Source organism: Idiomarina solivarensis, from assembly GCF_033052755.1.
Taxonomy (GTDB): domain Bacteria; phylum Pseudomonadota; class Gammaproteobacteria; order Enterobacterales; family Alteromonadaceae; genus Idiomarina.
This window is the reverse complement of the sequence record NZ_JAVFHZ010000001.1, coordinates 126,512-150,539: the sequence shown is the minus strand read 5'-3', so window position 1 is coordinate 150,539 and position 24,028 is coordinate 126,512. Positions and strand designations below refer to the sequence as shown.

The following is a 24,028-nucleotide window of genomic DNA, read 5'->3' as shown; positions in this document are numbered from 1 at the left end:
CGCGTTTCGTTGGTCGCCACAGAGCTGACAGACATATTCATTTTCAACATGCTTTAGCAGGTTGCAGATAATTATAGAGAGGCTTATGCAGCAAGTAGTCAATGTACAACAACCCATCATTACACCACGTAAGTTCAAGGTCTATCAGCATCGCCAGTTAGATAAAATTGAGGCGTTAAAGAAAGTGCCTGCTGACATGCGCTTTGAGATGAAAGTCGTTGCTAATGTTCTGCCGTTCAGAGTTAATGAGTATGTCTTTAATGAACTCATCGACTGGGAAAATGTACCCAATGACCCCTTATTTCAGCTGACTTTTCCGCAAAAAGATATGTTGGAACCTTCAGCTTACCAGCGGATGGCTGATTTGATGTCGGGCAAACACACCACCAACGAGGTGTTTGATTTGGCAACTCAGCTGCGAGACGAAATGAACCCTCACCCGGCCGGCCAAATGCAAATGAACGTGCCGCACGTTGACGGTGAACCGCTACCCGGAATGCAGCACAAATACCGCGAGACAGTGCTCTTTTTCCCGGCTCAAGGTCAGTATTGTCATTCCTATTGCACGTTTTGCTTCCGCTGGGCACAGTTTGTCGGTAAAGCAACACGCTTCAACTCAAACGATGCAGACCAGCTGCACCGCTATTTAGCCCAGCATAAAGAAGTAACCGACTTATTGGTTACTGGCGGCGACCCTATGGTGATGCGGACTCGTAAACTGGCTCATTACTTAGAAGATTTGCTTAAGCCTGAGTTCGAACACATAAAAACCATACGTATCGGCACTAAGTCTCTGACCTTCTGGCCATACCGTTTTATTACCGATCCTGATGCGGACGACATGCTCCGTCTGTTGGAGCGCTTAGTCGCCGGTGGTAAACACGTATCTATAATGGCGCATTTGAACCACCCTAATGAACTGCGTACCGAAGTCTGCCAGGAAGCGATTCGCCGACTGCGCGCCACTGGCGCTCAAATACGCTGTCAGGCTCCGCTCCTGAAACATATTAATGACGACCCAGATGTCTGGGCTTCTATGTGGGAGAAGCAAGTACAGCTTGGCATGATCCCTTATTACATGTTCGTTGAACGCGATACTGGCGCGAAACGCTACTTTGAAGTGCCATTGGAGCGTACCTGGGAAATTTTCCAAAAAGCGTACCAACAGGTGTCCGGTATTGCACGTACCGTGCGCGGCCCGTCAATGAGCGCAGGCCCGGGGAAAGTGGAAGTTCAGGGTGTTACCGAAATTGCCGGCGAAAAGGTCTTCGCTTTACGCTTTATTCAGGGGCGTAACCCCGACTGGGTTCAACGCCCTTTCTTCGCTAAATACAACCCGGACGCCACCTGGTTGCACCAGTTAGAGCCTGCATTTGGTGAAGAAAAGTTCTTTTTCGAGGATGAATACTCAAAAATGGCAGCGATGGACTAACCATCGCTTGCCAGCTGCCTCGCCCGCTGCAGGTCTTGTTCAGTATCAATGCCTGTAGCCGGGGCTTTAATAGCTTCTGCAACGTGAATACGCTCACCATGCCAAAGCACTCTCAGCTGCTCTAACGACTCAAGCTGTTCTAATGGGCTTGCCTGCCATTCTATGTAGCGTCTTACGAAACCAGCTCTATATGCGTAAATACCAATATGGCGATGGTAATGCTCCGCAATAACCTGGGTTGCCCGCTCGGCCGAAAAGTGCTCCCGATCCCACGGAATAGCTGCACGACTAAAGTACAGTGCGTAGCCTGCAGTGTCAGTAACAACCTTTACAACATTCGGGTTAAAAATATCGTCGGCGTCATCAATCGGAACCGCTAAAGTTGCCATTGGTGCCTGGCGCTGATTCGCTAAATTATCGGCCACTTGCCGAATAATTTCCGGCGGAATGAAGGGTTCGTCACCTTGCACATTGACCACCACTTCATCTTCCGCAAGTGCCAGTTGTTCAATAACTTCAGCCAGGCGTTCGGTACCTGAAGAATGCTCACTTGAAGTCATCATGACGCGGCCACCAAACTGCTCAACACCCGCCTTTACCCGCGCATCGTCGGTTGCAACAATGACTTCTGCAGCGCCACTCGCCTCTGCTCTTTCAACCACATGCTGAATCATTGGCTTACCGCCAATGTCCGCTAAAGGTTTACCAGGCAAGCGGCTGGAACCATAACGGGCAGGAATAACAACCGTAAAACTCATGAAGGAACCTTTTCTAACTCTTCTCCGGACAACTCACGGGTTTTATCCGCTAATAAAACCGGAATGTTTTCATCTATAGGGTAGGCCAGGCGCTCGCCCCGACATACCAACTCGTCTTTCTCTGAATAATAGGTCAGCTTCCCCTTACACTTGGGGCAAGCCAGAATTGCTAATGTTGTTTTATCAATGGACATTTTTCTTCCTTTCCAGCTCCGCCAGTAAGTTGGTTTTCATTACTTCCGGTAGCTTCGCTTCTATCGTCTGATAGTACCAATTCGGTTGTGCAAACGCCTGACATTTGCTGGCGTCTTTTTCAGTCATTAATATAGGATGACTTGATAGCTGAGAAAAGTCTTCTTCTCTATACACATGATGATCATTAAAGCCCTGACTGCCTGTCAGCTTTATCCCTTGCTCTGATAGCGAGTTAAAAAATCGCTGGGGGTACCCAATGCCGGCAATCGCATAAAAGTCATCGTCAGCTTTCAGTTCAACCTTTTCATCATTATCGACCCGATGCCATTGCCCCGGTTCAACATCAACCACATGCTTAGCAAAAGCATGTCGTCCGTAGTTAGAAATAACCCAATCAGCACCCTTTAAACGCCAGGGCCCTTCACGCAAAGGTCCTGCTGGCAACAGCCAACCGTTACCGGTTCCTCGTTCAGCATCTAACATGATCAGCTCAATATCACGCTTGAGCCCGTAATGCTGCAAACCGTCATCACTAATAATGACGTCGACGTCAGGGAATTCCTCAGACATAAGCTGTGCAGCCTGAGCGCGTTTCGGTGCAATAACAACAGGACAGGCAGTTCTTCGTCGCATGAGTAAAGGTTCGTCACCGACAAAGTTGGGGTCATCATTTTCCGAAACCGAGTGCGGGAAGGGCCCTTTGCCACCGTAACCCCGGCTAATAACGCCTGGTTTCCAGCCTTCTTCTTTCAGCCATTGGCATAAAGCAATAACCATCGGTGTTTTGCCTGTACCACCAACGCTGATATTGCCCACAACGATAACTGGCACATTGGCTTTATACCGCCGAATTAAGCCCGAAAAATAGAAGCTCCGACGTAAATTAGTCACCAACCAAAACAATAAAGACAGTGGCGTAAGCAGAAAAAGTAAGGGATGCAGTCGGGCTTTATACCACTGTTCTTGAAGCCACATCAAACGGCCCCGCTAAACTGCAAATGGTACAGTTGTGCGTAAGCGCCATCGTTGTCTAATAGTTCCTGATGGGTACCACGTTCAATAATTTCGCCGTTATCCATGACTAGAATTTCATCCGCATTTTCTATGGTCGATAACCGATGCGCAATAACGATAGCGGTTCGGTTTTGACGCAAGGCGCCCAGAGCGTCCTGAATGTGACGTTCTGATTCAGTATCCAGTGCTGACGTTGCTTCATCCAAAATCAGGATGGGCGCGTCCTGCAACAATGCCCGTGCAATTGCAATACGCTGACGTTGACCACCGGACAGCATCACACCATTTTCACCAACCATAGTATCGAGGCCTTTCGGCATGTTGTCGGTAAACTCTGTTACATAGGCCTGTTCGGCCGCTTTTATGATGTCGTCTCTGGACAAATTTTTCGCTGCCCCATAAGCGATATTATTCGCAATAGTGTCATTAAATAACGTGACATGCTGAGACACTAAAGCAAACTGGCGCCTTAAGCACTTCAGCTTGTAGTCATTAATATTGTAACCATCGAGCAAAATTCGTCCTTGTGACACATCGTAAAAACGCGTCAAAAGATTCGATATTGTCGACTTACCACTACCTGAGCGCCCAACCAGTGCAATAGTTTTACCCTGATCGACATTGAAGCTAATATGATGAAGCGCTGGATCATCGTCTTCTTGATAAGAAAAAGTGACATCATCAAAGACGATGTTACCCGCTGCACGCTCAATGACCCGCGACCCTTTGTCAACTTCAATCGACTCATCAAGAATCGCAAAGACGCTAGTCGCTGCGGCAATACCGCGCTGAAAGTCGCTGTTTACGTTTGTTAACTGCTTCAATGGCCTCAATAGCATAAGCATGGCGCCTAATAAGGTAGTAAACGCACCCGCTGAAAGCTCACCCAGCATTTCAGGAAAGCTAGCTATAACCAAAACCATAGATAAACTTAAAGATGCAATAAACTGAATAACCGAAGTGCTTATTGCCCGAGTGTTCACCAACTTCATATTCTGGTTACGAGTAATATTATTTATCTCAGAAAAACGCGCCGACTCTTCTTTTTGCCCCTGGTGCATGAGTACAACTTTATGACCGTTAATCATTTGCTCGGCGGTTGTTGTGACGTTACCCATGGCCGTTTGAATACGACCACTGACTTTGCGAAAGCGCTTAGATACAATTCCGACAATTTTTGCAATTAAGGGGCCAATTACCAGAAATACCAGTGACAATTGCCAGCTGTGATAAAACATCAAGCCCAGCAATCCGGCAACAAAAGCGCCCTCTTTAACCAGCACTAACACGGCCCGGCTGCTGGCTTCCGCTACTTGTTGGGTATCGTAAGTGATTTTCGAAATCAAATCGCCAGTTGAATGCTGATCATGGAAGCTAACCGGCAGTCTCATCATGTGTTCAAACAGCTGCTGCCGCATTTTTGTCACAACTTTAAAGCCAACCCAATGCAAAAAGTAGTTTGACCCCACATTAAGTAAACCGCGCAAAATGAAAATGAAAGGAACAAAAATAGCACCATAGATCAAAACGCTAGAATTTTGTTCTGTTAAGCCATCATCTATTAAGGTTTTGATTTGGGATATGAATAATGTATCGATGCCCGCGTAACCAATCATACAAATAACGGCAACGACAAAAGCAGCTTTATAAGGCTTGATATAACCTAGTAAGCGTTTAAAGTCTGTCTTTTTTTTAAGCTGAGAATCCATGTAATCTCATATAAGTCATTAACACTTGGAACATTCTACCTGTTTTCAAAGGGTAACTCCAAACTCCATGTGTCTCCGTCGCTTACAATAGTCAGCTGACCTTTGTTTTTCGTTCCAAACCAGGGCTTCTTTGTACGAAGCAGCCTTTCAGTTGTATACCGATGCGGAAACCTATAACCCCGGTGGAGGCCATAACTGATAAGGTATATATCCGCATCTACCGCTTGCAACAAAGGCCAACTGGTCGATGTTTTGCTGCCGTGATGAGGAATTAACAGGACATCAGAGGCTATTTCGGCCGGGCTATCTAGTCGCTCAAGTAACCCTTGCTCTGCTGACATCTCAATGTCGCCCGGTAAGAGTGCCGTGAAATTACCATAGCGAATGCGTAATACGCATGACCGGTTGTTTTTACTGAAGTTTTCCGAACGACCGTATACCGGTGTCGGCCACAACACTTCCCATTTTATATCATTCCAACTACCGCTCTCTCCGGCATGACAAGGCTTATTGCTGGAGTCACCTCGCCATATTAGCTCAGGATAGCGCTCTGAGAGAAAACGTATTCCACCATTATGGTCTTTATCGCCATGACTAATAAACACCAGTTCGGGGACTAGTCCATGATAATTTAGAAAGGGTTCAATAACTGACTCAGCAACGCTAAAGCCAGAATTAAATTCAATTCCAGTGTCCACCAGCATAGCCCGACCGTCCTTTTCAAGCACCACCGCCTGACTCTGCCCTACGTCCAATACATGAAGGCGTAACTTACCGTCTCTTTGGTTAAACAATACAAAAGCCAACGCTGGCAAACACAACAATAAGACAAAGCGCTGCCAGCGGATTCGAAGCGGAACCAACAATGCCCCAATCAGTGCGAACAAAACGGCAAACCTTGCCGCACGCGTTATCGGCCATTGATTCAATTGCAACCAATTAGCCGGTTCTTCGGCTATTACCTTAAGTAACGGGTTTAGGTAGGTAACAGGCAATTCTGCCAACTGCCAAATAGGTTGCACAAACGCACTGTCAAATAGCGCAAAAATAGTTCCAGCAAGAGACAGAGGAAGTAGCCAAAAACTGATAATGGGCAATACCAGCAAGTTCACTAAGGGTGCGAATAAGGAAAAACCGCCAAACAACATAAAAGACAACGGCGACATTACAACAAGTAACAGCCATTGGATAAACCATAAATTCTGAATGGCTGCAAAACGCCCCCGACGCTTTTCCCAACGCCAACTCGTTAAAAAGAGCGCAGAAACCGCTGTAATTGACAACCATAAACCAGGGTCCCGCCAGGACATCGGATCCACTATTAACACCACAACCAAGACACGCAGTAATAAACTGAATGGTCTTAAATTCACTTGCAGCATTAAGTGCCCTAAAACAACCAGAAACATGGTCAGGGCTCTTACAGTAGAAACCGGAAAGTTTGCCAGACCGGCATAACCGGTGACCACAAATGCGGCAAAAGCTAAGGACCAAAAACGAAGGTCTATTTGCTCTCTGATTTTCATACTGACGGGGAAGCAACGAAAGCCTAGACGAAACAACAGAACAGCGGTGCCGGCAACCATCCCTAAATGCAGCCCCGAAATTGCAAGACTATGAGCCAGACCTGTCCTCTGCCAAATGTTCCGGGTGTCCTCTGTTAGCAAGCTGCGGTCACCAATGGTTAATGCGGCCAGTATTCCCGGCTCGGCTAAATCGACACGCTTTATTGTGTTAAAAATCTTCTGCCGAAAATTAGCTGAACCTGAGACTTTTATTCCTTGCTTGATAGTTCCTATAGCGTGGATGTTATTGCGCAGTAAGTAATGTCGGTAGCGAAAGCTGCCATGATTTCTGTAGTCAGTGGCGAGTTTAAGGCGAACGTCCAAGTCCCAACGCTCGCCCATTTCAGGTATCCCCGACCATTCCTTTTGATACCAGTTTAACTGAACTCTGGGCTGCTGCCAGTAAGGCAGTATTTTGTCAGACAGCAGCTCTACTCTGCCAGTTACTCGCAGGTGATAAGGATAACGCTTGGAGATTTCATCGACTGTTAATCTAAGTTTAGTTTCAGTACCTATAAGTGAAGCCGGTATTGCACGTAAATTTTGCCAATAAAGGTTGGCATTAGCCCATAAAATACCGCAAAATAGTAGCATCAGCAGTAATATGATCGATCGTTGCTTTAATTCTCTCTGCTTAACGCAAAAATAGGCATAAACTATCGCCAAAAGTAGTAGTGCGATAGATGAAACAATCAGCCAAAATTGAATGTCAGAGTGTAATAAGGCGGACGTCATTCCGCCTAAAAATACCAATAACCAGCGGTCCATCATTGCTCCTTCCATGGGGCAGTAACAGGATAGGTAATAAACGTCACATTATGGCCAGACGCTTCATTAAACGCTTAATGCCTGATCATCAAAAAATACGTGAGTCAAAAGCGATTCGTGTATTTGGGAGTCTCCTGCACGATGCAAACTTGTGGCATCTGAATCGACGCTCGGCTTCAGGAGCCTTTGCGGTTGGTTTATTCTGCGCCTTTATACCGGTTCCTTTTCAAATGCTCTTAGCGGCAGCCTCAGCAATTCCATTTCGTGTAAACCTACCGCTATCAGTTGGGCTAGTGTGGGTTTCAAACCCTATTACTATGCCACCGATGTTTTACCTCTGTTATCTGCTGGGCAACGCCATTCTCGCCGAACCCCCTCAACCATTTGCCTTTGAGCTTAGCTGGGCGTGGTTAATGCACAGCGTTTCAACGATAGGCCCCGCGTTTTTGCTTGGCTGCTTAATTTTAGGAACCGTATCAAGTTTTATTGGTTACGTGGGTATTCGGTTACTTTGGCGCCAGTCAGTAGTAAAAGCGTGGCGCCGTCGTAACAAAGGAAACACTTAACTGCTGCCATGCAGGGCTTTAGCCGGCTCAACATGAACGGCTCGCCAGGCAGGATAAAGAGTCGCTAAGAAGCTCATAATCAGTGCGACTCCCGCAACTAAGACAATATCGGACCAGATCCATTCGGATGGAACATTACCAACAAAATAAATGTCGCTGGAAAGCACATCAAAATTAAACCATTGCTCAAGGGTCATCATAATATTCGGTAAAAACTGCGCTAACAGTATGCCCCCGGTACAACCAATAACCACACCGTAAACGCCATTTATAAGCCCTTGTAAAACAAATGATTTTAATAAATCCTTGTCGGACATCCCCAGGGTTTTTAACATGGCAATTTGACTGCGTTTTTTTGCTACCGTCATAATTAAAGTTGAAACAATATTAAAGCAAGCCACTGCCATCACTAAGATCAAGACCAAATAAACAACCCAACGCACCAGCTCTATATCGCGATACAAATGGCCATGACTCCGGGTCCAGTCATCCAGATACACCAACTCGGGCAACTGGTTACCAATTTCTCTGGCGATACCCGGAGCCGCAAACACATCGTTTAATTTCAAGCGAATAGAGTTAACGCCGTCAGAAAAGTTGAGTTCGTTCTTTGCGGTTTCTAATGAAACATAAGCGTTATGGTAATCAATTTGTCCACCAAACTTAAAAATACCACTGACTTTGAGTCTGACACGCTCAGGAGAGCGAAAACCATTCGCTGACTTTTCAGGTTTTAATAGCGACACCGAATCACCAATATTGAGTTCAAGTTCCTCGGCTAAACCGGCACCAAGTAACAATCCCCCTTGCTGTTGCCAACGCTGCCAGTCCTGCTCGCTGACATAATCCGCAAGGGAAGATACGCCATGTTCATACTCAGCAGATATCCCCCGCACTTGAATACCATGAAAGCTGGATTCACTTTGTACCATCACAGTCGCATTAATTCCCGGAGCAACCGCTGTTACATTCGGGTGTTGTTCTGCAATAGCAGCCAGTGCTTTCCAGTCATTCAAATGCCCTTCCACTGCCCGGTATTCAACCTGAGGGACAACCGCCAGCAGCTTCTCCTGAAGAACCTTATTAAAGCCATTCATCATTGATAAGGCGGCAATTAAAACAGCACAACCAAGTGCAATGCCGATAGTTGAAGAAGCCGATATAAAGGACAGAAAGCCCTGTTTAGCTGAGCCCTGGCGAAAGCGACGTGCGATTAACCATGCCAATTGCATCAGTTCTGGTCCTTTAGCAAAGCACCATTTTTTAGCACTTCTACTCGCTGCAACTGCTCAGCCAACTGTAAATCATGAGTCACCACAATAAACGCGGTTCCCATCTCCTGGTTCAGTTCAAGCATTAATTGATAAACGGCTTCAGCTGCTTTTCCATCCAAATTGCCTGTGGGTTCATCTGCAAGCACAACCTTGGGTTTATTCACGAACGCCCTAGCTATTGCAACACGCTGCCGTTCGCCTCCGGAGAGTTGAGATGGGCGATGAGATAAACGATGCCCTAGTCCAACGCGTTCTAATAACCGTTGAGCACTTTGCTTAGACTCTTTCTGGCTTTTACCCGCTATCATTTGTGGCATAGCCACATTTTCTAACGCGGAGAACTCAGGCAGTAAGTGATGAAACTGATAGACAAAGCCAAGATTTTGGTTTCGCCACTGAGCTAACTTATCAGATTTCCAGTGCGTCATTTCTTCATTTTGATAAAATAAATGCCCACCTGAAGGCTTGTCCAAACCACCCAGTAAATGCAACAAGGTACTTTTGCCTGAACCCGAGGCACCCACTACCGCAACCATTTCTCCGGTTTGCAGAGAAAAATCAATGTTTTTTAAAACAGTGACCTCGCTGTTCCCGTCCTGATAAGATTTACTGAGTTCAGAGCAAGCCAACAGCCTGTCAGTCATAACGTAGTGCCTCCGATGGTTGGATATGCGCAGCTTGTGATGCAGGGTATAGAGTTGCTGCCAGTGTTAATGCTATTGCGGCAACGGCTGTCGCTGTTACTTGAAAGACATTAATAATAATGGGCAAACCTTCATTTGAACCGGCAAATATCTGAGCACCAAATAATGCCAGAATGTCATTCAGGAACCAGCTGATCATTAATCCTAAAATGACGCCTAGTAATGATCCAAGAACGCCGTTGTATAGCCCTTGCAGCATAAACACAGCACGAATACGGCGATTCGATAAGCCCAATGTCTGTAGTATGGCTATGTCGTGGCGCTTATCATTAATAACCATGACTAAAGCCGATAATGTATTAAACGCGGCAACTGCAATAATTAAAGCCAGCATTAGCCACATCATGCGCTTTTCCATGCCAACCGCTTCAAACAGTTGCCCGTAATTTTGGCGCCAGTCACTCACGTTAAGGTCTGTTTGATTACGTAGTTCCATTGCAACCATCGGAGCATTAAAGGCGTCATTCAAGAACAACTGCAGGCCACTGACTTTTCCTTCTGGTAAGCGAATCAGGCGCGCTAAATCACTACCGTGGGCGAAAACAACGGACTCATCTACTTCAGAACCCATAGCGAATAGGCCACTGACAACAAATCGTCTTTGAGCTGGTACCATCCCGAACGGTGTATAAATGCCGCCTTGAGCAGCTATCACCCTGACCGTGTCACCCACAGTAATGCCTTGCATTCGAGCCAGACGCTGCCCAATGACCAAATGGTAAGCACCGGGTTCTAAGCTATTCCATGACCCCATCACCATGCTATCGGAAAGTGAGGGTGGTACGGCACCCGTATCGGGGTAAATCCCCTGAATATTTGCGACTGACATTTTCTCTGAAAACTGCAATATACCCTGCGTTTGTACGTAAGGGACTGAACCTCTAACTGAGGGCAAATTAGGAAGCTGTTGCTGTGCCTTCTGCCAGTTGGTCAGCTCTGTTGAACTGCCGGCATCGGTTAAGGTGACCTGAGGTACGGCCCCCAGAATCCGTTCTTTTAGCTGACCTTCGAAACCGTTCATAACCGACATAACAACCACCAGCGCCATAACGCCCAGTGCAATACCAGCAAAAGCAAAGCGGTTGATAAACGCAGTAAACGCAGCCCCCTGCCTTGCCCGGCTATAACGCAGGCCAATAAACAGCACGACCGGCTGGAACATATACCCTCAATTATTTGATGGTTGCTAATTCATAACGAGCAAGGATAATGAGTTGTATTGAGCCTGACAACTAAAAGCCGACATAATGACGCAATCGCAGACATCAATGACATCACCAATAGGGGATTTCTTCACTGTAAGAGATCATTTCCCGGTTAATTTAATTGTACTGGAATCGGCCGATAGCATCCCGGATGAAGACACATTTATTGCTGAAATCCCAGAGCTTTTTACTATTGCATCCAGTATGGCTGAAAGCGACCAGCAACAACTGCAAAGTATCAAGGTGGAACAGTCCTCAGGCAGTGCGTTAGTCGCATTTCTTGAACAACAGCATAAGCGCATGAACATTTTGCTGGGCTATATGCTGCGCAATGAAGATGACCCGGATCATCGTTTTGAGGGTGTTGAATATGGCGGCGGCGGTATCCGCATTCTAAATGATTCGCCCTTAACAGAAGGTCAGGCGTTCCAGGCCAAATTGTTTTTCAAAGAAGAAGCGTTGGCAATATATTGTTACCTGACACTTGATAACTGCCAGCAAGAAGAGGACAGCGACCGTTATCGCTGCACGCTCAGCTTTGCTCAAATAAGAGAAGAAGATCAAGAACTGCTTATTCGGGCTAGTCTCCACGCTCAAAGCCGTCAGCTTAAAGAACGTTCGAAGCAGCGCCGGGAGCAAAAAGAAAGCGACACTTTGTCATCCAAATCCTGATTGATTTCGGTATAATACCGACGTTTTTCTAAACCAGTTGAGTAGTCATGACTAAGGCATCGGTATTAAGACCCCCTTTTCCACCGGCGGCAAATAAAGATCTTACCTGGCAGGAGTTGCATGGCAGCTCGCCAGCACTGGCTATCGCCAAGTTGATTGACGCCACCCCCGGGCGGGTTTTGATTGTTACAGCGGATGCCAATCAGGCACACCGGCTGGAGCAGGAAGTTAAATACTTTGCTGGTGAACACACTGAATACCATGACGATATAACCCTGTTCCCTGACTGGGAAACTCTGCCCTACGACAGTTTTTCGCCGCATCAGGATATTATCTCTGATCGTTTGCGGGTTCTGGCTCGGCTCCCGGACGCCAAACGTGGCGCGCTGATAGTCAGCATCAACACCCTGCTGCATCGAATTGCACCAACCTCTTTTGTTCAAGGCCAGGCATTACAAATTGAAAAAGGCCAGCAACTCGATAGTCTGAAACTACGTCAACAGTTAGAAAATGCCGGCTACCGCCATGTAAATCAAGTGATGGAACACGGTGAATTCAGTGCCCGCGGCTCCATTTTAGATCTGTATCCCATGGGCAGTCAGACCCCATACAGACTCGACTTCTTTGACGACGAAGTCGACAGTATTCGACCATTTGACCCTGAGACTCAACTGTCCAAAGACCCAATAGACGCCATTAACTTGTTACCGGCGCATGAGTTTCCGTTAACCAAGACGGCAATTGAACACTTCCGCGCCAATTATCGCGAGCATTTTGACGCCAGTACCGAGCGCGAATCGGTTTACCAGCAAGTCAGTAAAGGCCAGTTGCCCGGCGGTATAGAATATTATTTACCGCTATTTTTCGAAGAAACCGCCAGCTTGTTCGATTACCTTCCGGACGATACCGTGTTGGTCACTTTCGGTAATATTCAGGCCAGCCTGGAACGACTTTGGCAGGACATTAATCATCGCTACGATCAGCGTCAATTCGATCCATTAAGACCACTGTTGCACCCGAATGAGTTGTTTCTTCCGGTCGATAATATTCACGCGGGCTTTAAAAACTACCGCAGAGTACGGGCCAACGTGCCAGCCGAAATGGCACAACCCGGGCCGACCCCGTTTATTACAGAAGCTGTCACTGAAATAGCCGCTGATCACCAGCAAAAACAGCCTTTCGCCAAGCTCAAGGCCAAGTTAGAACAGGCCTTAGCAAATAATGAGAAAGTGCTACTGTCTGCTGAAACTGCCGGCCGCCGTGAAGCCTTACGAGAAATTGTCAGCAAGCTTGGCCTGTCGGTTAAACTTTGTGCCGGTTTAGATGAATGCCCAACGAAGCAAATTGGATTAATCATTAGCCCAATTATTAATTCCTTCTATTTGCCGGACGCCAAACTTTGGTTTATTACCGAAACCGAACTCTTTGGCAACCGCGTGGTGCAGAGCAGGCGCCGGGCGCAAAAAGCGACTGTCAGCGCTGACACCCTTATTCGCAACCTGGCGGAGCTGCAAATTGGTCAGCCCGTAGTGCACCTTGACCACGGTGTGGGTCGTTACCAGGGACTGACCACGCTAGATGCCGGCAACGTCACCACCGAGTTTGTCACTATTGAATACGCAGGCGCTGCCAGGCTTTATGTGCCGGTGGCAAACCTCAACGTTTTAAGTCGTTACAGTGGAGGCGAGGAAAGTCATGCGCCATTAAATAGGCTGGGCAATGACAGTTGGGAAAAGGCCAAAAAGCGGGCAGCCGAAAAAGTTCGCGATGTCGCCGCAGAATTATTAGATATTTATGCCCGGCGTGAAGCGAAACCTGGCTACGCCTTTAAAATTAACGATGAAGATTACCAGCGCTTCGCGGCTGGATTTCCTTTTGAAGAAACTATTGATCAGCAAGCCGCAATTGACGCTGTTCAGCACGATATGCAACAGCCTCGCGCTATGGACCGACTGGTGTGCGGTGACGTTGGCTTTGGTAAAACCGAAGTGGCGATGCGCGCCGCATTTTTAGCTGTTAATGAAGGTAAGCAGGTCATGGTGCTGGTCCCCACTACCCTGCTTGCCCAGCAACACTACGAAAACTTTAGTGACCGTTTTGCTGACCAGGCAATTCGGGTTGAAGTGTTGTCGCGTTTTAAAACAGCTAAGCAGTCAAAAGGAGTGCTTGAGGATCTGGCTAATGGCAAGGTCGATATCGTTATTGGGACACACAAATTGCTTCAGGACAATGTAAAGTGTCATGATTTAGGTCTGTTAATAGTCGATGAAGAACACCGTTTTGGAGTCCGCCAAAAAGACACGATTAAACGCCTGAGGGCTGACGTTGACATACTGACACTCACAGCAACGCCTATTCCCCGAACCCTGAATATGGCCATGAATAACATTCGGGATCTCTCGATTATTGCCACTCCGCCAGCCAAACGGCTGGCAGTGAAAACTTTTGTGCGTCAATACGATGAACCCACAATTCGCGAAGCCATTCTGCGTGAAGTATTGCGTGGCGGTCAGGTGTATTTTCTGCACAATAACGTCGACACCATTGAGAAAACCGCCGCCGATATTGAAGCTCTGGTGCCTGAAGCCCGTGTTGTCGTAGCCCACGGACAAATGCGCGAGCGAGACCTTGAACGCATTATGTCAGACTTCTACCATCAGCGTTTTAATGTTCTGGTATGTACTACCATTATTGAAACGGGTATTGATATACCCAGCGCTAACACCATAATTATGGACAGAGCCGACCACCTCGGACTGGCTCAAATGCACCAGTTGCGCGGCCGTGTCGGGCGTTCCCATCATCAGGCTTATGCCTACTTATTAACACCGCACCCCAAACGCATGACCAAAGATGCGCATAAACGTCTAGAGGCAATTTCCCAACTCGAAGATTTGGGTGCGGGCTTTATGCTTGCCACTCACGACTTAGAAATCCGCGGTGCCGGTGAGTTGTTGGGAGATGATCAAAGTGGTCAGATTGAAAGCATTGGATTTACCCTGTACATGGACATGCTGGAACAAGCCGTTCAGGCATTAAAAGACGGTAAAGAGCCTGCGTTGGCGCAACTCTTACATGAGCGCGCCGAAATTGATTTAAAACTGCCGGCACTTTTACCCGAAGCTTACATTCCCGATGTTAATAATCGTTTAAGTTTGTACAAGCGAATTGCTAACTGTGATACCAGCCAGCAGCTGGACGACTTACAAGTCGAATTGATTGATCGTTTTGGTCTATTGCCAGACGCAGCGAAGAATCTACTTAGGCAGACACAACTTCGTAATAACGCTGAGCAGCTGGGTATTCGCAAAATTGATATCGGTAATCAAGGCGGTATTATTGAGTTTGCTGACGACACTAAGATTAACCCGGAAACCATTATTGGGCTAATTCAAAAGGCGCCCAATTATTACAAACTGGACGGGCCGAATCGTTTACGTTTAAGTCAGCCACTGGAAGATACTCAAAGCCGCTTAAAACTGATAGAGTCTCTGCTGGAAGAGTTTGCAGAACAATCTCAGGCGGCATAACACAGGAGTGAAGGAATGGCGCTGGCGCATCGTGGGTTAAAATCGATACTGGGTCTGACAACGGCACTAATGGCCCTCGTGTCTTTTAGTGCCGCCGCTCAGTCTGATAAAGACTACTGGCGCTGGTTTGAAGTGGAAGTTCTGGTCTTCAAACAAACAACCTCACAGCAGTTGAGCGAAGATTTTTCTCTGGCTCTGCATCCCATTGCTGTTGATCACAGCCGGAACTTATTAACGTCTTACTTCAGTCAAAAAAACCGTGCACTCAGAAGCGCACTGCCGTTTTGTGTCGAGCTGGCTAAACAAAACTGGCAAATTGATATAGCCTGTCAGTACGAAAATGAGGATCAGTGGATACCCATTGCCGGCAATCCGCTTGCGCCTGGCCACGCGTTAGCCGAACTCAATTCAACAGAGGTTATTGTTGATGGCCCCGGCGGAAATATTGAAACCGCTTCGCAGCCTTTTTTAATGCCGAAAAACGTACTGGAACTGTCGCCCATCCGCAGTCAACTAAAAGCAACCGGACAAGCAGAGCCCTTATTACATCTAGCCTGGAGACAGCCTGTTTTTACTCGTGGCGTTGGTAAAAAATATCGCTTATTTGCTGGTAAAAACTACAGTGACGAATTTTTTTATAATGGTTTTCCCCGGGAACAAGAAAACCTCAGAACACCATTATCAAGCGCCAGCGAACAGCAACGCATGGCCAATATTCAAAGCTTGCTGAACATGATTGAAACAGGTTCTGAACCTTTCAGTGCGTTAAATTCAGAAACGCCTATTCGTCCACCGTTGATGGCAGCGGGTTACCCTGAGCTCGCCTGGCAGTTTGATGGACTAATGCACATATTCCTTGTGGGAAACTACCTTCATATTGATGGTGAGTTCAATTTACGCGAGCCCGACAGAATAAAACGTGCTGTCAACGATATAGAAGCACAGGCATCACTGGCACTGAATAACTCGAGCGAAGACATTCCTTATTTGCGCAGCTATTACTTTTCTCAGTTACGGCGGGTGATCAGTCACGAAACACATTATTTCGACCACCCTAAAATGGGCGTCGTTGTTCAGATTCGACGTACGGATTTGTCCGCTCCACGATACTAAACAGTTCCGAGGCACTTATGGAAAAGTACGAAGAATTGCTCCTTGCGCTTAGAAAAGTCATTCGGGCCATCGATTTGTATTCTAAGCAGTTAAACAAGTATTCGGGATTAACCGCCCCCCAATTATTAATTTTGCGTGAAATCAATGCCGCTAACGGCATAACAGCCAGTAAAGTGGCACAGAATATCAACCTGAGCCCAGCCACAGTTTCTAACGTCATTGAGCGGCTTGAGCACCGACAGCTTATACACAGACACCGGAGCGAACAAGATAAACGCCGAGTCTCGCTGTACCTTACTGAACAGGGGCTGACACTGCTTGAAAAGGCGCCACAACCACTTCAGGAAGATTTTATCAAAAAATTTCAGGCCTTAGATGAGTGGGAACAATCGCTATTACTTTCATCCATGCAGCGAATTGCCAATATGATGGATGCAGAACGTCTCGACGCAGCCCCCGTACTTGAAGTCGGAAGCTATCACAACCTGGATAACTAATATGAACAAAAAAATACTTAACTTGCTACCGGCACTTTTCTTGTCCGGAACTGCAGTAGCGGACACCTGTGGCAACGATAAAGACATCATTCCCATCCCGAGTATTCAGGGAGAAGCCCAATTATCGGAGAAAGCAGGTGATGAGGTAACGGTACGGGGAGTTGTCACTGCAAGCTGGCAAGAGCCAGACCAACTCGGCGGTTTTTTCATTCACAGTTTCGCAGAGGATATAGATGACAATCCAGCCACCTCAGAAGGACTCTTTGTTGCAACAAAAAAACAGCACTCATTGGTCACTGCTGGTGAGCAAGTAATAATAACCGGGCAAGTGGCTGAGCGTTCGCAGTTAACTTCTCTGGTTAAGGTTTCTAATATAGTAACTTGCGGAACAAGCGACAACATACCTGACTCGGTCGAACTGAGATTACCCGTTCAATCACTCAGCCAACTTGAGGCTCTGGAAGGGATGCCGGTTAAGCTATCCGCCGAAAAAGGCGAAAATTTGACGATTGCCGGCCATTATAACTACCCTCGCTACGGCTATTTCGATATTTCTTCAGGCCGTTTATGGACACCTACCCAAGTGGTTATGCCTGGCAAAGATGCCAATCGCCAGGCCAAAGATAACCAATTAAATCGTTTGCAGGTGGATGACAACAGTGACATTGTTGAGCCCACTCCCCTTCCCTTTGCGCAACTTCAGCATGGCTCCCAGACGAGTCTGCGATCGGGTTCAACCGTCGCGAGCTTTCATGGCGTCCTTAGTCAGTTTCATGATGGTTACAGGATCCAGCCAACCGATGAGCTGCAGCTAAAAACAGCATCAAAACAGCCTGAACTTTCAGAGAAAGCCAGTGACTCTATCCGTATCGCCAGCTTTAACGTTTTGAACTTTTTTAACGGCAACGGTGCGGGAGCCGGTTTCCCTACCCCAAGAGGAGCCGACGACCCAGAGCAAATGCGGCGTCAATTGAAGAAAATTGTTGCGGCACTAACGGCTATTAACGCAGATGTTGTCGGTCTAATGGAGCTTGAAAATGACGGTTTTGGTCAGCACAGCGCGATAATGCAATTGGTTAATGCATTAGAAAAAGCGTCCGGCAAAGACTACGCGATAGCCGAACCGAGAGCAGAAAAAATTGGTACCGATCAAATTACGGTTGGTATTATCTATCAACCTGAACGGGTCACACCAAGCTCACACGCGTTGTTTACCCGTCAAGGCCCATTTTCCTGGGGGAGTCGTCCACCGCTGGCTCAGAGCTTCATTGCTGACCACAATGGTAAAGAATTTAGCGTTATTGTGAATCACTTCAAGTCTAAGGGCAGCTGCCCGGAAGATGCCGAAAGCCTTAACAGCAATCAGAATGACGGTCAGGCTTGTTGGAACGATCTCCGCCTGAAGTCATCGCAACAATTGGTTCAATGGATCCAGAGTGAGGCTTTGACAAACTCGATATTGTTGGGCGATTTTAACGCTTACTATCAGGAGGACCCCATTCGTTATCTGAGTGAAAACGGATTTTATAATCCATCTGATGCCACTGACTACTCATACGTTTACGACAGCCAGGCAGGTGCTTTAGACCACGTGTTTGTCGAAAACTCTCTTAAGGGGTCAGTTAAAACAGTATACCACCTGCCTTTTAATGCTGATGAACCCTGGGTTTACGACTACCGCAACGAAACGTATTTCTCAGAAGGCCCTTTTCGCTCTTCTGACCACGATCCGCTGGTACTCGATTTAGAGTTTTCTGAATCCGGCATGTAAGCATTGTCCGTTCCAAAGTGAACTTCAAACTCAATACCAACTAACCACTGTCCACGACGCCGCTCTTCCATATGCCCTCGTGGCCAGTGGTAACCCACCCAACTCTCAACAAAAAACCATTCACGCAAATACCGCTGCCGATTCAACAATCGCAATCCATAGTCCTGAATAGGCACCGCATGGTCGGTGTTACCCTCTATCCAGGTTTCCGTCGCCCAGGCTTTGTCTTGCCCGTACAAATGATATAAACGCGCACTACTACTCCATCGAACCCCTTTTGTTTCTTCTGCGAAGGTTCCGATTGAGCCCCACCTTAATAGCCATGTGTCGGAAAGCGTCGCTTCATAATCAATACGTTGAACAACGCCAAAACCGTCGCTATCGCGCCAAAAAGCGGAAGCTTGAGTACGGACTTGTTGGTTTTCAGACAGAACAAACCCCGTCATGTAGCGCGCTCTTACATAAGTATCAAATCTCAGTCCCCCCCGAATCCCGACACTGTAAGACACCCGGTGCGCTTCGTTAATTTCCGGCTCAAATCCAAGGCCTACCAGCCATTCTTCATCCGACTGTGCCGAGCGAATTACTGATGGGCGCCCAGCTGAATCGTCACCCAAAAATTCGTTCTCATCGACACGCCCAATAAAGGCAGAAAAGTTCTCTTTAAGTTTGGGTAAAGCGACCCTCGCTCTAAAACGCGATTTAATTTCAAAACCTTCGTACTGGTCCCATTGAGGAGCTACCGACAGTCGCCCATAAGAGCGTTCATACTGTTCGATGCCCTCCTCTCCAAACAAACCGTCAAGCCAGCGAGCAGACACGTCAACCGATGATCCAAGCCCGCTGCGAAAACTGTCCAGCCACATCTCATCTTCATCATCTGATTGCTGGAATCCAGCAGCAGAGTGACAATTGAGACTAAAAATAATAACGAACCAAGTAATCTTTTTCATATAAAACGGTCTATAACTAACCACCACCTGCAGTTGGAGAACACAATGTCGTTTCGCCTTATAATTGTTATTGCTAGTTTGTTAGTTTCCTGTTTCAGCATGGCACAGAATAATGAGCCAACAAAGCAAAAAAACGAAAAAGTAGCGACTTTTGCCGGCGGTTGCTTTTGGTGTGTTGAGGAAGCCTTTGAAGAAATGGCGGGTGTCCGGGAAGTGATATCCGGCTACAGTGGCGGTGAGGAAGTTAACCCGACTTATGAGCAAGTCTCCTCAGGTCAAACAGACCACACTGAAGCGGCACAAATTTACTATAATCCCGATATCGTTAGCTATGCTGCTTTACTGCAAAAGTTATGGCGTATCAGCGATCCAACGGATAACCAAGGCCAGTTTGTTGATCGAGGAAAGCAGTATCGTCCTGCTATTTTCTATCACAACAAACAACAAAAGCGCATTGCGATGGAGTCTCGAGAATGGCTGGATAAAAATGGGCCTTTCTCTGAACCCGTGGTGATTGAAATAACGCCCTTCGAAAGCTTTTATAAAGCGGAAAAATATCATCAGAATTACTACGAGAAGAACCCCGTTCGCTATCGTATTTACACTTATAATTCGGGCCGTTATGACTTTGTTGAAAAACATTGGGGCGATACTTCCGACGTCGATTACCAACAATACACAAACAGTAACCCCACAGGCCAAGAACAAAAGCAAGGTTACGTGAAACCCAGTAAAAGTGAATTGAAAGAACGGCTAACCGATATACAGTATGCCGTAACTCAGGAACACGCAACTGAACCCGCTTTTGATAACCCTTACTGGGACAACAAGCGTGCCGGTATCTATGTCGACATTGTCAGTGGTGAACCGCTGTTTTCATCCGCGGATAAATACAAATCGGGCACCGGCTGGCCAAGCTTTACCAAGCCCATAACGCCTAACGCCGTCGTTGAGAAAGAAGACAGTAGCTGGTTTTACACCCGCACTGCAATTCACAGTCGCAAAGCGAATTCTCACATTGGCCATGTTTTTAAAGATGGTCCACCGCCAACCGGCTTAAGGTATTGCATGAACTCAGCGGCACTGCGGTTTATTCCGCTGGAAGATATGAAAGCGGAAGGTTACGGTGACTACATTCCTGCAGTCACCGGAGAGTAAAAAATCAAACCGTCCAGCCCAGTTCGCTTGCACGTTGCTGGGCTTGCTTAGGCACATCGGTCGCCACAAAATGATGATGTAACACCTGAACACCGAGCATGTGGTTAATTACCGCGTCAAGTTGCACCCGCTCTTCGTTAGGCACATTTTCATCCTGATGCCGCTCAAAGGTTCGTACAACCTCATCGTAGTCCAGCAGGCCGGCTAACTTAACCGCCTCCTCATTCAGGAATTGATCAGCCAACTTCTCTACCGCTTTCCATTTTTCAGGATCGGTATGTGCCGGCGGCGCCATAAAAGCAAACTTCTCACGCTTATAAAGCGTCTCTGGCAACAAGCCTTTCATTGCTTCGCGTAAAACATATTTCTCTTTGTTGCCTTTAATTCGCAAGTGCGGGGGTACAGTGAACGCGTACTCGGCCAAATGATGATCCAAAAACGCCGGCCGAGCTTCCATTGAATTCGCCATATCGACCCTGTCGCCACCCCAGGTCAGAATTTGCCCTTCTAACATTGTTTTAATCCAGACATACTGAGCTCTGTCTAAAGGATGACGCCCGTCGAGCATATCCTTGTCGAGCGTATCCGCTATTGCTTTACTGGGGTCATAATCGCTGACTTGTTTACGTTTTCGCTCTGACATGAGCGGTAGCGCAACCGATGAACACGACAGCCAAGGCTGAACACAGCTCGGAGTGAAGCCCATTTTCTGGTTAAATGCGTCGCTGACAAACTCTTCCCGCGCCAACATAGCGCCTTTAAAAAGTTTATTGTTTTTCTCCAGCAACTCTTGCCACTCAACACGTTCAACTTCCGGTAAGTGGTCCAGGCCATGTAAAAACATGTCTTTACGAAAAGCCGGGTAACCCGCGAAAAGTTCATCGGAACCTTCTCCGGTCATTACCACTTTATAACCTGCTTCGTGCACCTCTTTGCTCATCAAGTATTTCGCAACACCCAGCGTGTTATAAATGGTTCGCTCGGTGTGCCAAAGCGTTTTCACAAAGTGATCGTAAAGATCGTCTGCTTTCAGACGCATAATATGGTGATCCGCCTGAGTGGCTTCGGCCATTTCTTCAGCAATAGGCGTCTCATCGTAGTCGGCGGAATCAAAGCCGATAGTAAAAGCCTTAACCGAAGTTTGTGTTGATGCGGAAGCAAGACCAAGAATTGCACATGAGTCAATGCCACCCGACAGATAGCAACCCACAGGCACATCCGCTGTCATGCGGTGTTGGACAGCCTCCAATAACTTAGAACGAACACCTTCAATGTATTGCTCTTCATCCACATCAGCTCCGGGGTAGCTCTCCTCAGGCGGAAAGTCGACATCCCAGTATTTATGTTCTGTCGCAACAACTTTTCCGTTTTTGCGTTGCAGCTTAACGACATAACCAGGCTGGACCTGATTAATGCCTTCAAAAGCCGTGGAGCCCGGAACCATCACCTGAATTAGTTGATGATATAAACCTTCTGCCGAAAACTCACGTTTAACGTCCGGGTGAGCAAACAACACTTTCAACTCCGAACCAAACACAACCCCATGCTCAGTCTCCGTCCAGTACAGTGGTTTTATTCCGAACCGGTCACGCACCAGGTAGAGACTCTCATCTTTTGTATCAAAAAGACCAAAAGCAAACTCGCCACGCAGCTCTTTTAATGTCTCCTCCAGCCCGTAGCGCTCAAACAAATGCAGAACAATTTCAGAATCGCTTTTACTGTTAAATCGCGCTCCGCGAGCGGTTAAGTCCGCACGAATCCGTTTAAAATCATAAAATTCGCCATTATGCGTCAGCATTAACCGCTTATCTGCAGACAAAAAGGGTTGTCGACCTCGCTTTTCGTTTAGGTCAATAATTGATAGCCGGGCGTGACTAAAACCCACGCCATAATCTTGTTGAACTTCGTATCCAAAACCATCCGGTCCGCGATGATGCATTATCGCTGCCATATTGACTAAGGTTTGGGGGTCAATCGTTCTTTCCGTTTGATGATGAAAAACGCCAGCAATTCCGCACATTCTTTGCTTTTCCTCGTATCAGACGACATCAATGACGCGCTCAGCTCGCTGTACCATGCAGGTCAGCAGCGCCATACGTAAAAACACAGCTCCCCTAGCCTGGCTGAAATACCAGTTATGGGGGGTAGAGTCGAGATCGGTCGATAGTTCCTGACCGCGTGCTAAAGGGTGTAAAATAATGGCGCTGTCTTTTAGCGGTGACTGCGTCGTTAAGTGAAATTCACTACCATAAGTACTAAAAGTATCACCTTCCCATGAAATGGCATTGATATAAACCACATCGAGTTCTGGTAATACCTGCTCTAAGTCTCGAGTGGTACGAATTCTAATTCCGGCTTGTTCAATTTGTTCTCTTTGTTCACTTCCGAATAATTGAGTTGAAGATTCCTCATCGTGAATAATAACAATTTCATCAATGGCTTTAGGAAACTTGACCAGGCACTTTATAAAGCTGCGGACGGTCCGCATTTTATTAGGCACCCCAATAATACCGATTTTTATAGGTGCTTTTGCAGCTTCATCAGTCACCAAGTCCGGCCGCCACTTAAACAGCGCATACATATCAGCCAAGGCTTGCGTTGGATGCTCATCGGAGCCGTTGCCCGCATTGATAATAGGAATGCGTAACGAGTCAATCATCTCTTCTAAAGAAGTTTCATTGTTATCACGAAGTACCACACAATCGCCGTAATTATTAAACATTTCTGCGACATCCGACAGGCATTCGCCCTTAGCGATACCGGTGGTAGAACGATCGGTAATTGACATGATATCGCCGCCCAACCGATGCCAGGCACTTTCGAATGATAACCGCGTGCGCGTACTCGGCTCATAAAACGCACTGATTAGAATCTTTCCTTGTAATGACGTACTAAACCGCCGGGGGTTCGCCTCATACTTCGCAGCCAACCGAAACAGTTGCAACATACCCAATTGTGAAAATTGATCAGCCGATACCACATGCTGATTCGATAATTTCAGCAGGTAATCACCATCTTCCTGAATTGCTTTCAACAACGCCTTTGGATGAGCATCGCCACACACATCGGGGCGATCCCGTTCAAAGGAGACATCCTTTATAGTCATACAATTACCATATGGTTTTAGAAATAAAATCTTTAATA

Annotated in this window: 19 protein-coding genes; 8 read left to right on the top strand and 11 right to left on the bottom strand. The window is 47.0% G+C overall.

What is annotated here, in order from left to right:
* Window positions 1-85: 85 nt before the first annotated feature.
* Window positions 86-1,432 carry a KamA family radical SAM protein gene (locus RBK99_RS00685; RefSeq protein WP_317502725.1) on the top strand — a complete coding sequence of 449 codons (1,347 nt, stop codon included), beginning with the start codon at window positions 86-88 and terminating at the stop codon, window positions 1,430-1,432.
* On the opposite strand, the gene kdsB is transcribed toward RBK99_RS00685, so the two are convergent.
* Genes kdsB through RBK99_RS00660 form a run of 5 tightly spaced genes read right to left on the bottom strand, consistent with a single transcriptional unit; the run spans window position 1,429 to window position 7,444 of the window.
* A complete protein-coding gene (gene kdsB / locus RBK99_RS00680) occupies window positions 1,429-2,190 on the bottom strand; it encodes a 3-deoxy-manno-octulosonate cytidylyltransferase (RefSeq protein ID WP_317502724.1) in 762 nt (253 codons plus the stop codon). The two genes, RBK99_RS00685 and kdsB, sit on opposite strands and share 4 nt — an antisense overlap.
* Entirely contained in the window at window positions 2,187-2,384 is a 198-nt protein-coding gene (locus RBK99_RS00675) for a Trm112 family protein (RefSeq protein WP_317502723.1), read from the bottom strand. The genes kdsB and RBK99_RS00675 overlap by 4 nt, the downstream gene beginning before the upstream one ends.
* Entirely contained in the window at window positions 2,374-3,360 is a 987-nt protein-coding gene (gene lpxK, locus RBK99_RS00670) for a tetraacyldisaccharide 4'-kinase (protein ID WP_317502722.1), read from the bottom strand. Before lpxK ends, RBK99_RS00675 begins: the two co-directional genes overlap by 11 nt.
* On the bottom strand, window positions 3,360-5,108 hold the full coding sequence (msbA, locus tag RBK99_RS00665) for a lipid A export permease/ATP-binding protein MsbA (RefSeq protein WP_317502721.1): 1,749 nt from the start codon (window positions 5,106-5,108) through the stop codon (window positions 3,360-3,362). The genes lpxK and msbA overlap by 1 nt, the downstream gene beginning before the upstream one ends.
* Window positions 5,109-5,143: 35 nt before the next feature.
* Window positions 5,144-7,444 (bottom strand): DNA internalization-related competence protein ComEC/Rec2, encoded by a 2,301-nt coding sequence (locus RBK99_RS00660; protein ID WP_317502720.1) that lies wholly within the window; start codon window positions 7,442-7,444, stop codon window positions 5,144-5,146.
* A 47-nt stretch (window positions 7,445-7,491) separates the two neighbouring features.
* On the opposite strand from RBK99_RS00660, the gene RBK99_RS00655 reads away from it, so the two are divergent.
* Window positions 7,492-8,007 (top strand): DUF2062 domain-containing protein, encoded by a 516-nt coding sequence (locus RBK99_RS00655; protein WP_317502719.1) that lies wholly within the window; start codon window positions 7,492-7,494, stop codon window positions 8,005-8,007.
* Here RBK99_RS00655 and RBK99_RS00650 read toward each other — a convergent pair.
* The 3 genes from RBK99_RS00650 to RBK99_RS00640 are packed head-to-tail and all read right to left on the bottom strand — an operon-like array spanning window position 8,004 to window position 11,147.
* The gene (locus tag RBK99_RS00650) at window positions 8,004-9,239 is read right to left on the bottom strand and encodes a lipoprotein-releasing ABC transporter permease subunit (protein ID WP_317502718.1); all 1,236 of its coding nucleotides are present in this window, start codon (window positions 9,237-9,239) and stop codon (window positions 8,004-8,006) included. The two genes, RBK99_RS00655 and RBK99_RS00650, sit on opposite strands and share 4 nt — an antisense overlap.
* Entirely contained in the window at window positions 9,239-9,925 is a 687-nt protein-coding gene (gene lolD / locus RBK99_RS00645; RefSeq protein ID WP_317502717.1) for a lipoprotein-releasing ABC transporter ATP-binding protein LolD, read from the bottom strand. The genes RBK99_RS00650 and lolD overlap by 1 nt, the downstream gene beginning before the upstream one ends.
* Window positions 9,918-11,147 (bottom strand): lipoprotein-releasing ABC transporter permease subunit, encoded by a 1,230-nt coding sequence (locus RBK99_RS00640; RefSeq protein WP_317502716.1) that lies wholly within the window; start codon window positions 11,145-11,147, stop codon window positions 9,918-9,920. Before RBK99_RS00640 ends, lolD begins: the two co-directional genes overlap by 8 nt.
* Window positions 11,148-11,232: 85 nt before the next feature.
* On the opposite strand from RBK99_RS00640, the gene RBK99_RS00635 reads away from it, so the two are divergent.
* The 5 genes from RBK99_RS00635 to RBK99_RS00615 are packed head-to-tail and all read left to right on the top strand — an operon-like array spanning window position 11,233 to window position 18,773.
* Entirely contained in the window at window positions 11,233-11,862 is a 630-nt protein-coding gene (locus RBK99_RS00635; protein WP_317502715.1) for a PilZ domain-containing protein, read from the top strand.
* 47 nt (window positions 11,863-11,909) lie between these two features.
* Entirely contained in the window at window positions 11,910-15,392 is a 3,483-nt protein-coding gene (gene mfd, locus RBK99_RS00630; protein ID WP_317502714.1) for a transcription-repair coupling factor, read from the top strand.
* Window positions 15,393-15,407: 15 nt separating this feature from the next.
* The gene (locus RBK99_RS00625) at window positions 15,408-16,505 is read left to right on the top strand and encodes a CsiV family protein (RefSeq protein ID WP_317502713.1); all 1,098 of its coding nucleotides are present in this window, start codon (window positions 15,408-15,410) and stop codon (window positions 16,503-16,505) included.
* A 17-nt stretch (window positions 16,506-16,522) separates the two neighbouring features.
* Window positions 16,523-17,002 carry a MarR family winged helix-turn-helix transcriptional regulator gene (locus RBK99_RS00620; protein WP_317502712.1) on the top strand — a complete coding sequence of 160 codons (480 nt, stop codon included), beginning with the start codon at window positions 16,523-16,525 and terminating at the stop codon, window positions 17,000-17,002.
* Between the two features lies 1 nt (window position 17,003).
* Window positions 17,004-18,773 carry an ExeM/NucH family extracellular endonuclease gene (locus RBK99_RS00615; RefSeq protein ID WP_317502711.1) on the top strand — a complete coding sequence of 590 codons (1,770 nt, stop codon included), beginning with the start codon at window positions 17,004-17,006 and terminating at the stop codon, window positions 18,771-18,773.
* Here the strand turns inward: RBK99_RS00615 and RBK99_RS00610 are convergent.
* Window positions 18,677-19,726, bottom strand: a complete 1,050-nt coding sequence (locus RBK99_RS00610; RefSeq protein ID WP_317502710.1) for a hypothetical protein — start codon at window positions 19,724-19,726, stop codon at window positions 18,677-18,679. The two genes, RBK99_RS00615 and RBK99_RS00610, sit on opposite strands and share 97 nt — an antisense overlap.
* A gap of 45 nt (window positions 19,727-19,771) precedes the next feature.
* Between RBK99_RS00610 and msrB the strand changes: the two genes are divergently transcribed.
* Window positions 19,772-20,884 (top strand): peptide-methionine (R)-S-oxide reductase MsrB, encoded by a 1,113-nt coding sequence (gene msrB, locus RBK99_RS00605; RefSeq protein ID WP_317502709.1) that lies wholly within the window; start codon window positions 19,772-19,774, stop codon window positions 20,882-20,884.
* Between the two features lie 4 nt (window positions 20,885-20,888).
* On the opposite strand, the gene asnB is transcribed toward msrB, so the two are convergent.
* Both asnB and RBK99_RS00595 read right to left on the bottom strand, forming a co-directional pair.
* Entirely contained in the window at window positions 20,889-22,904 is a 2,016-nt protein-coding gene (gene asnB, locus RBK99_RS00600; protein WP_317502708.1) for an asparagine synthase (glutamine-hydrolyzing), read from the bottom strand.
* Between the two features lie 18 nt (window positions 22,905-22,922).
* Window positions 22,923-23,990 carry an aspartate/ornithine carbamoyltransferase family protein gene (locus tag RBK99_RS00595; protein WP_317502707.1) on the bottom strand — a complete coding sequence of 356 codons (1,068 nt, stop codon included), beginning with the start codon at window positions 23,988-23,990 and terminating at the stop codon, window positions 22,923-22,925.
* Window positions 23,991-24,028 lie beyond the last annotated feature (38 nt).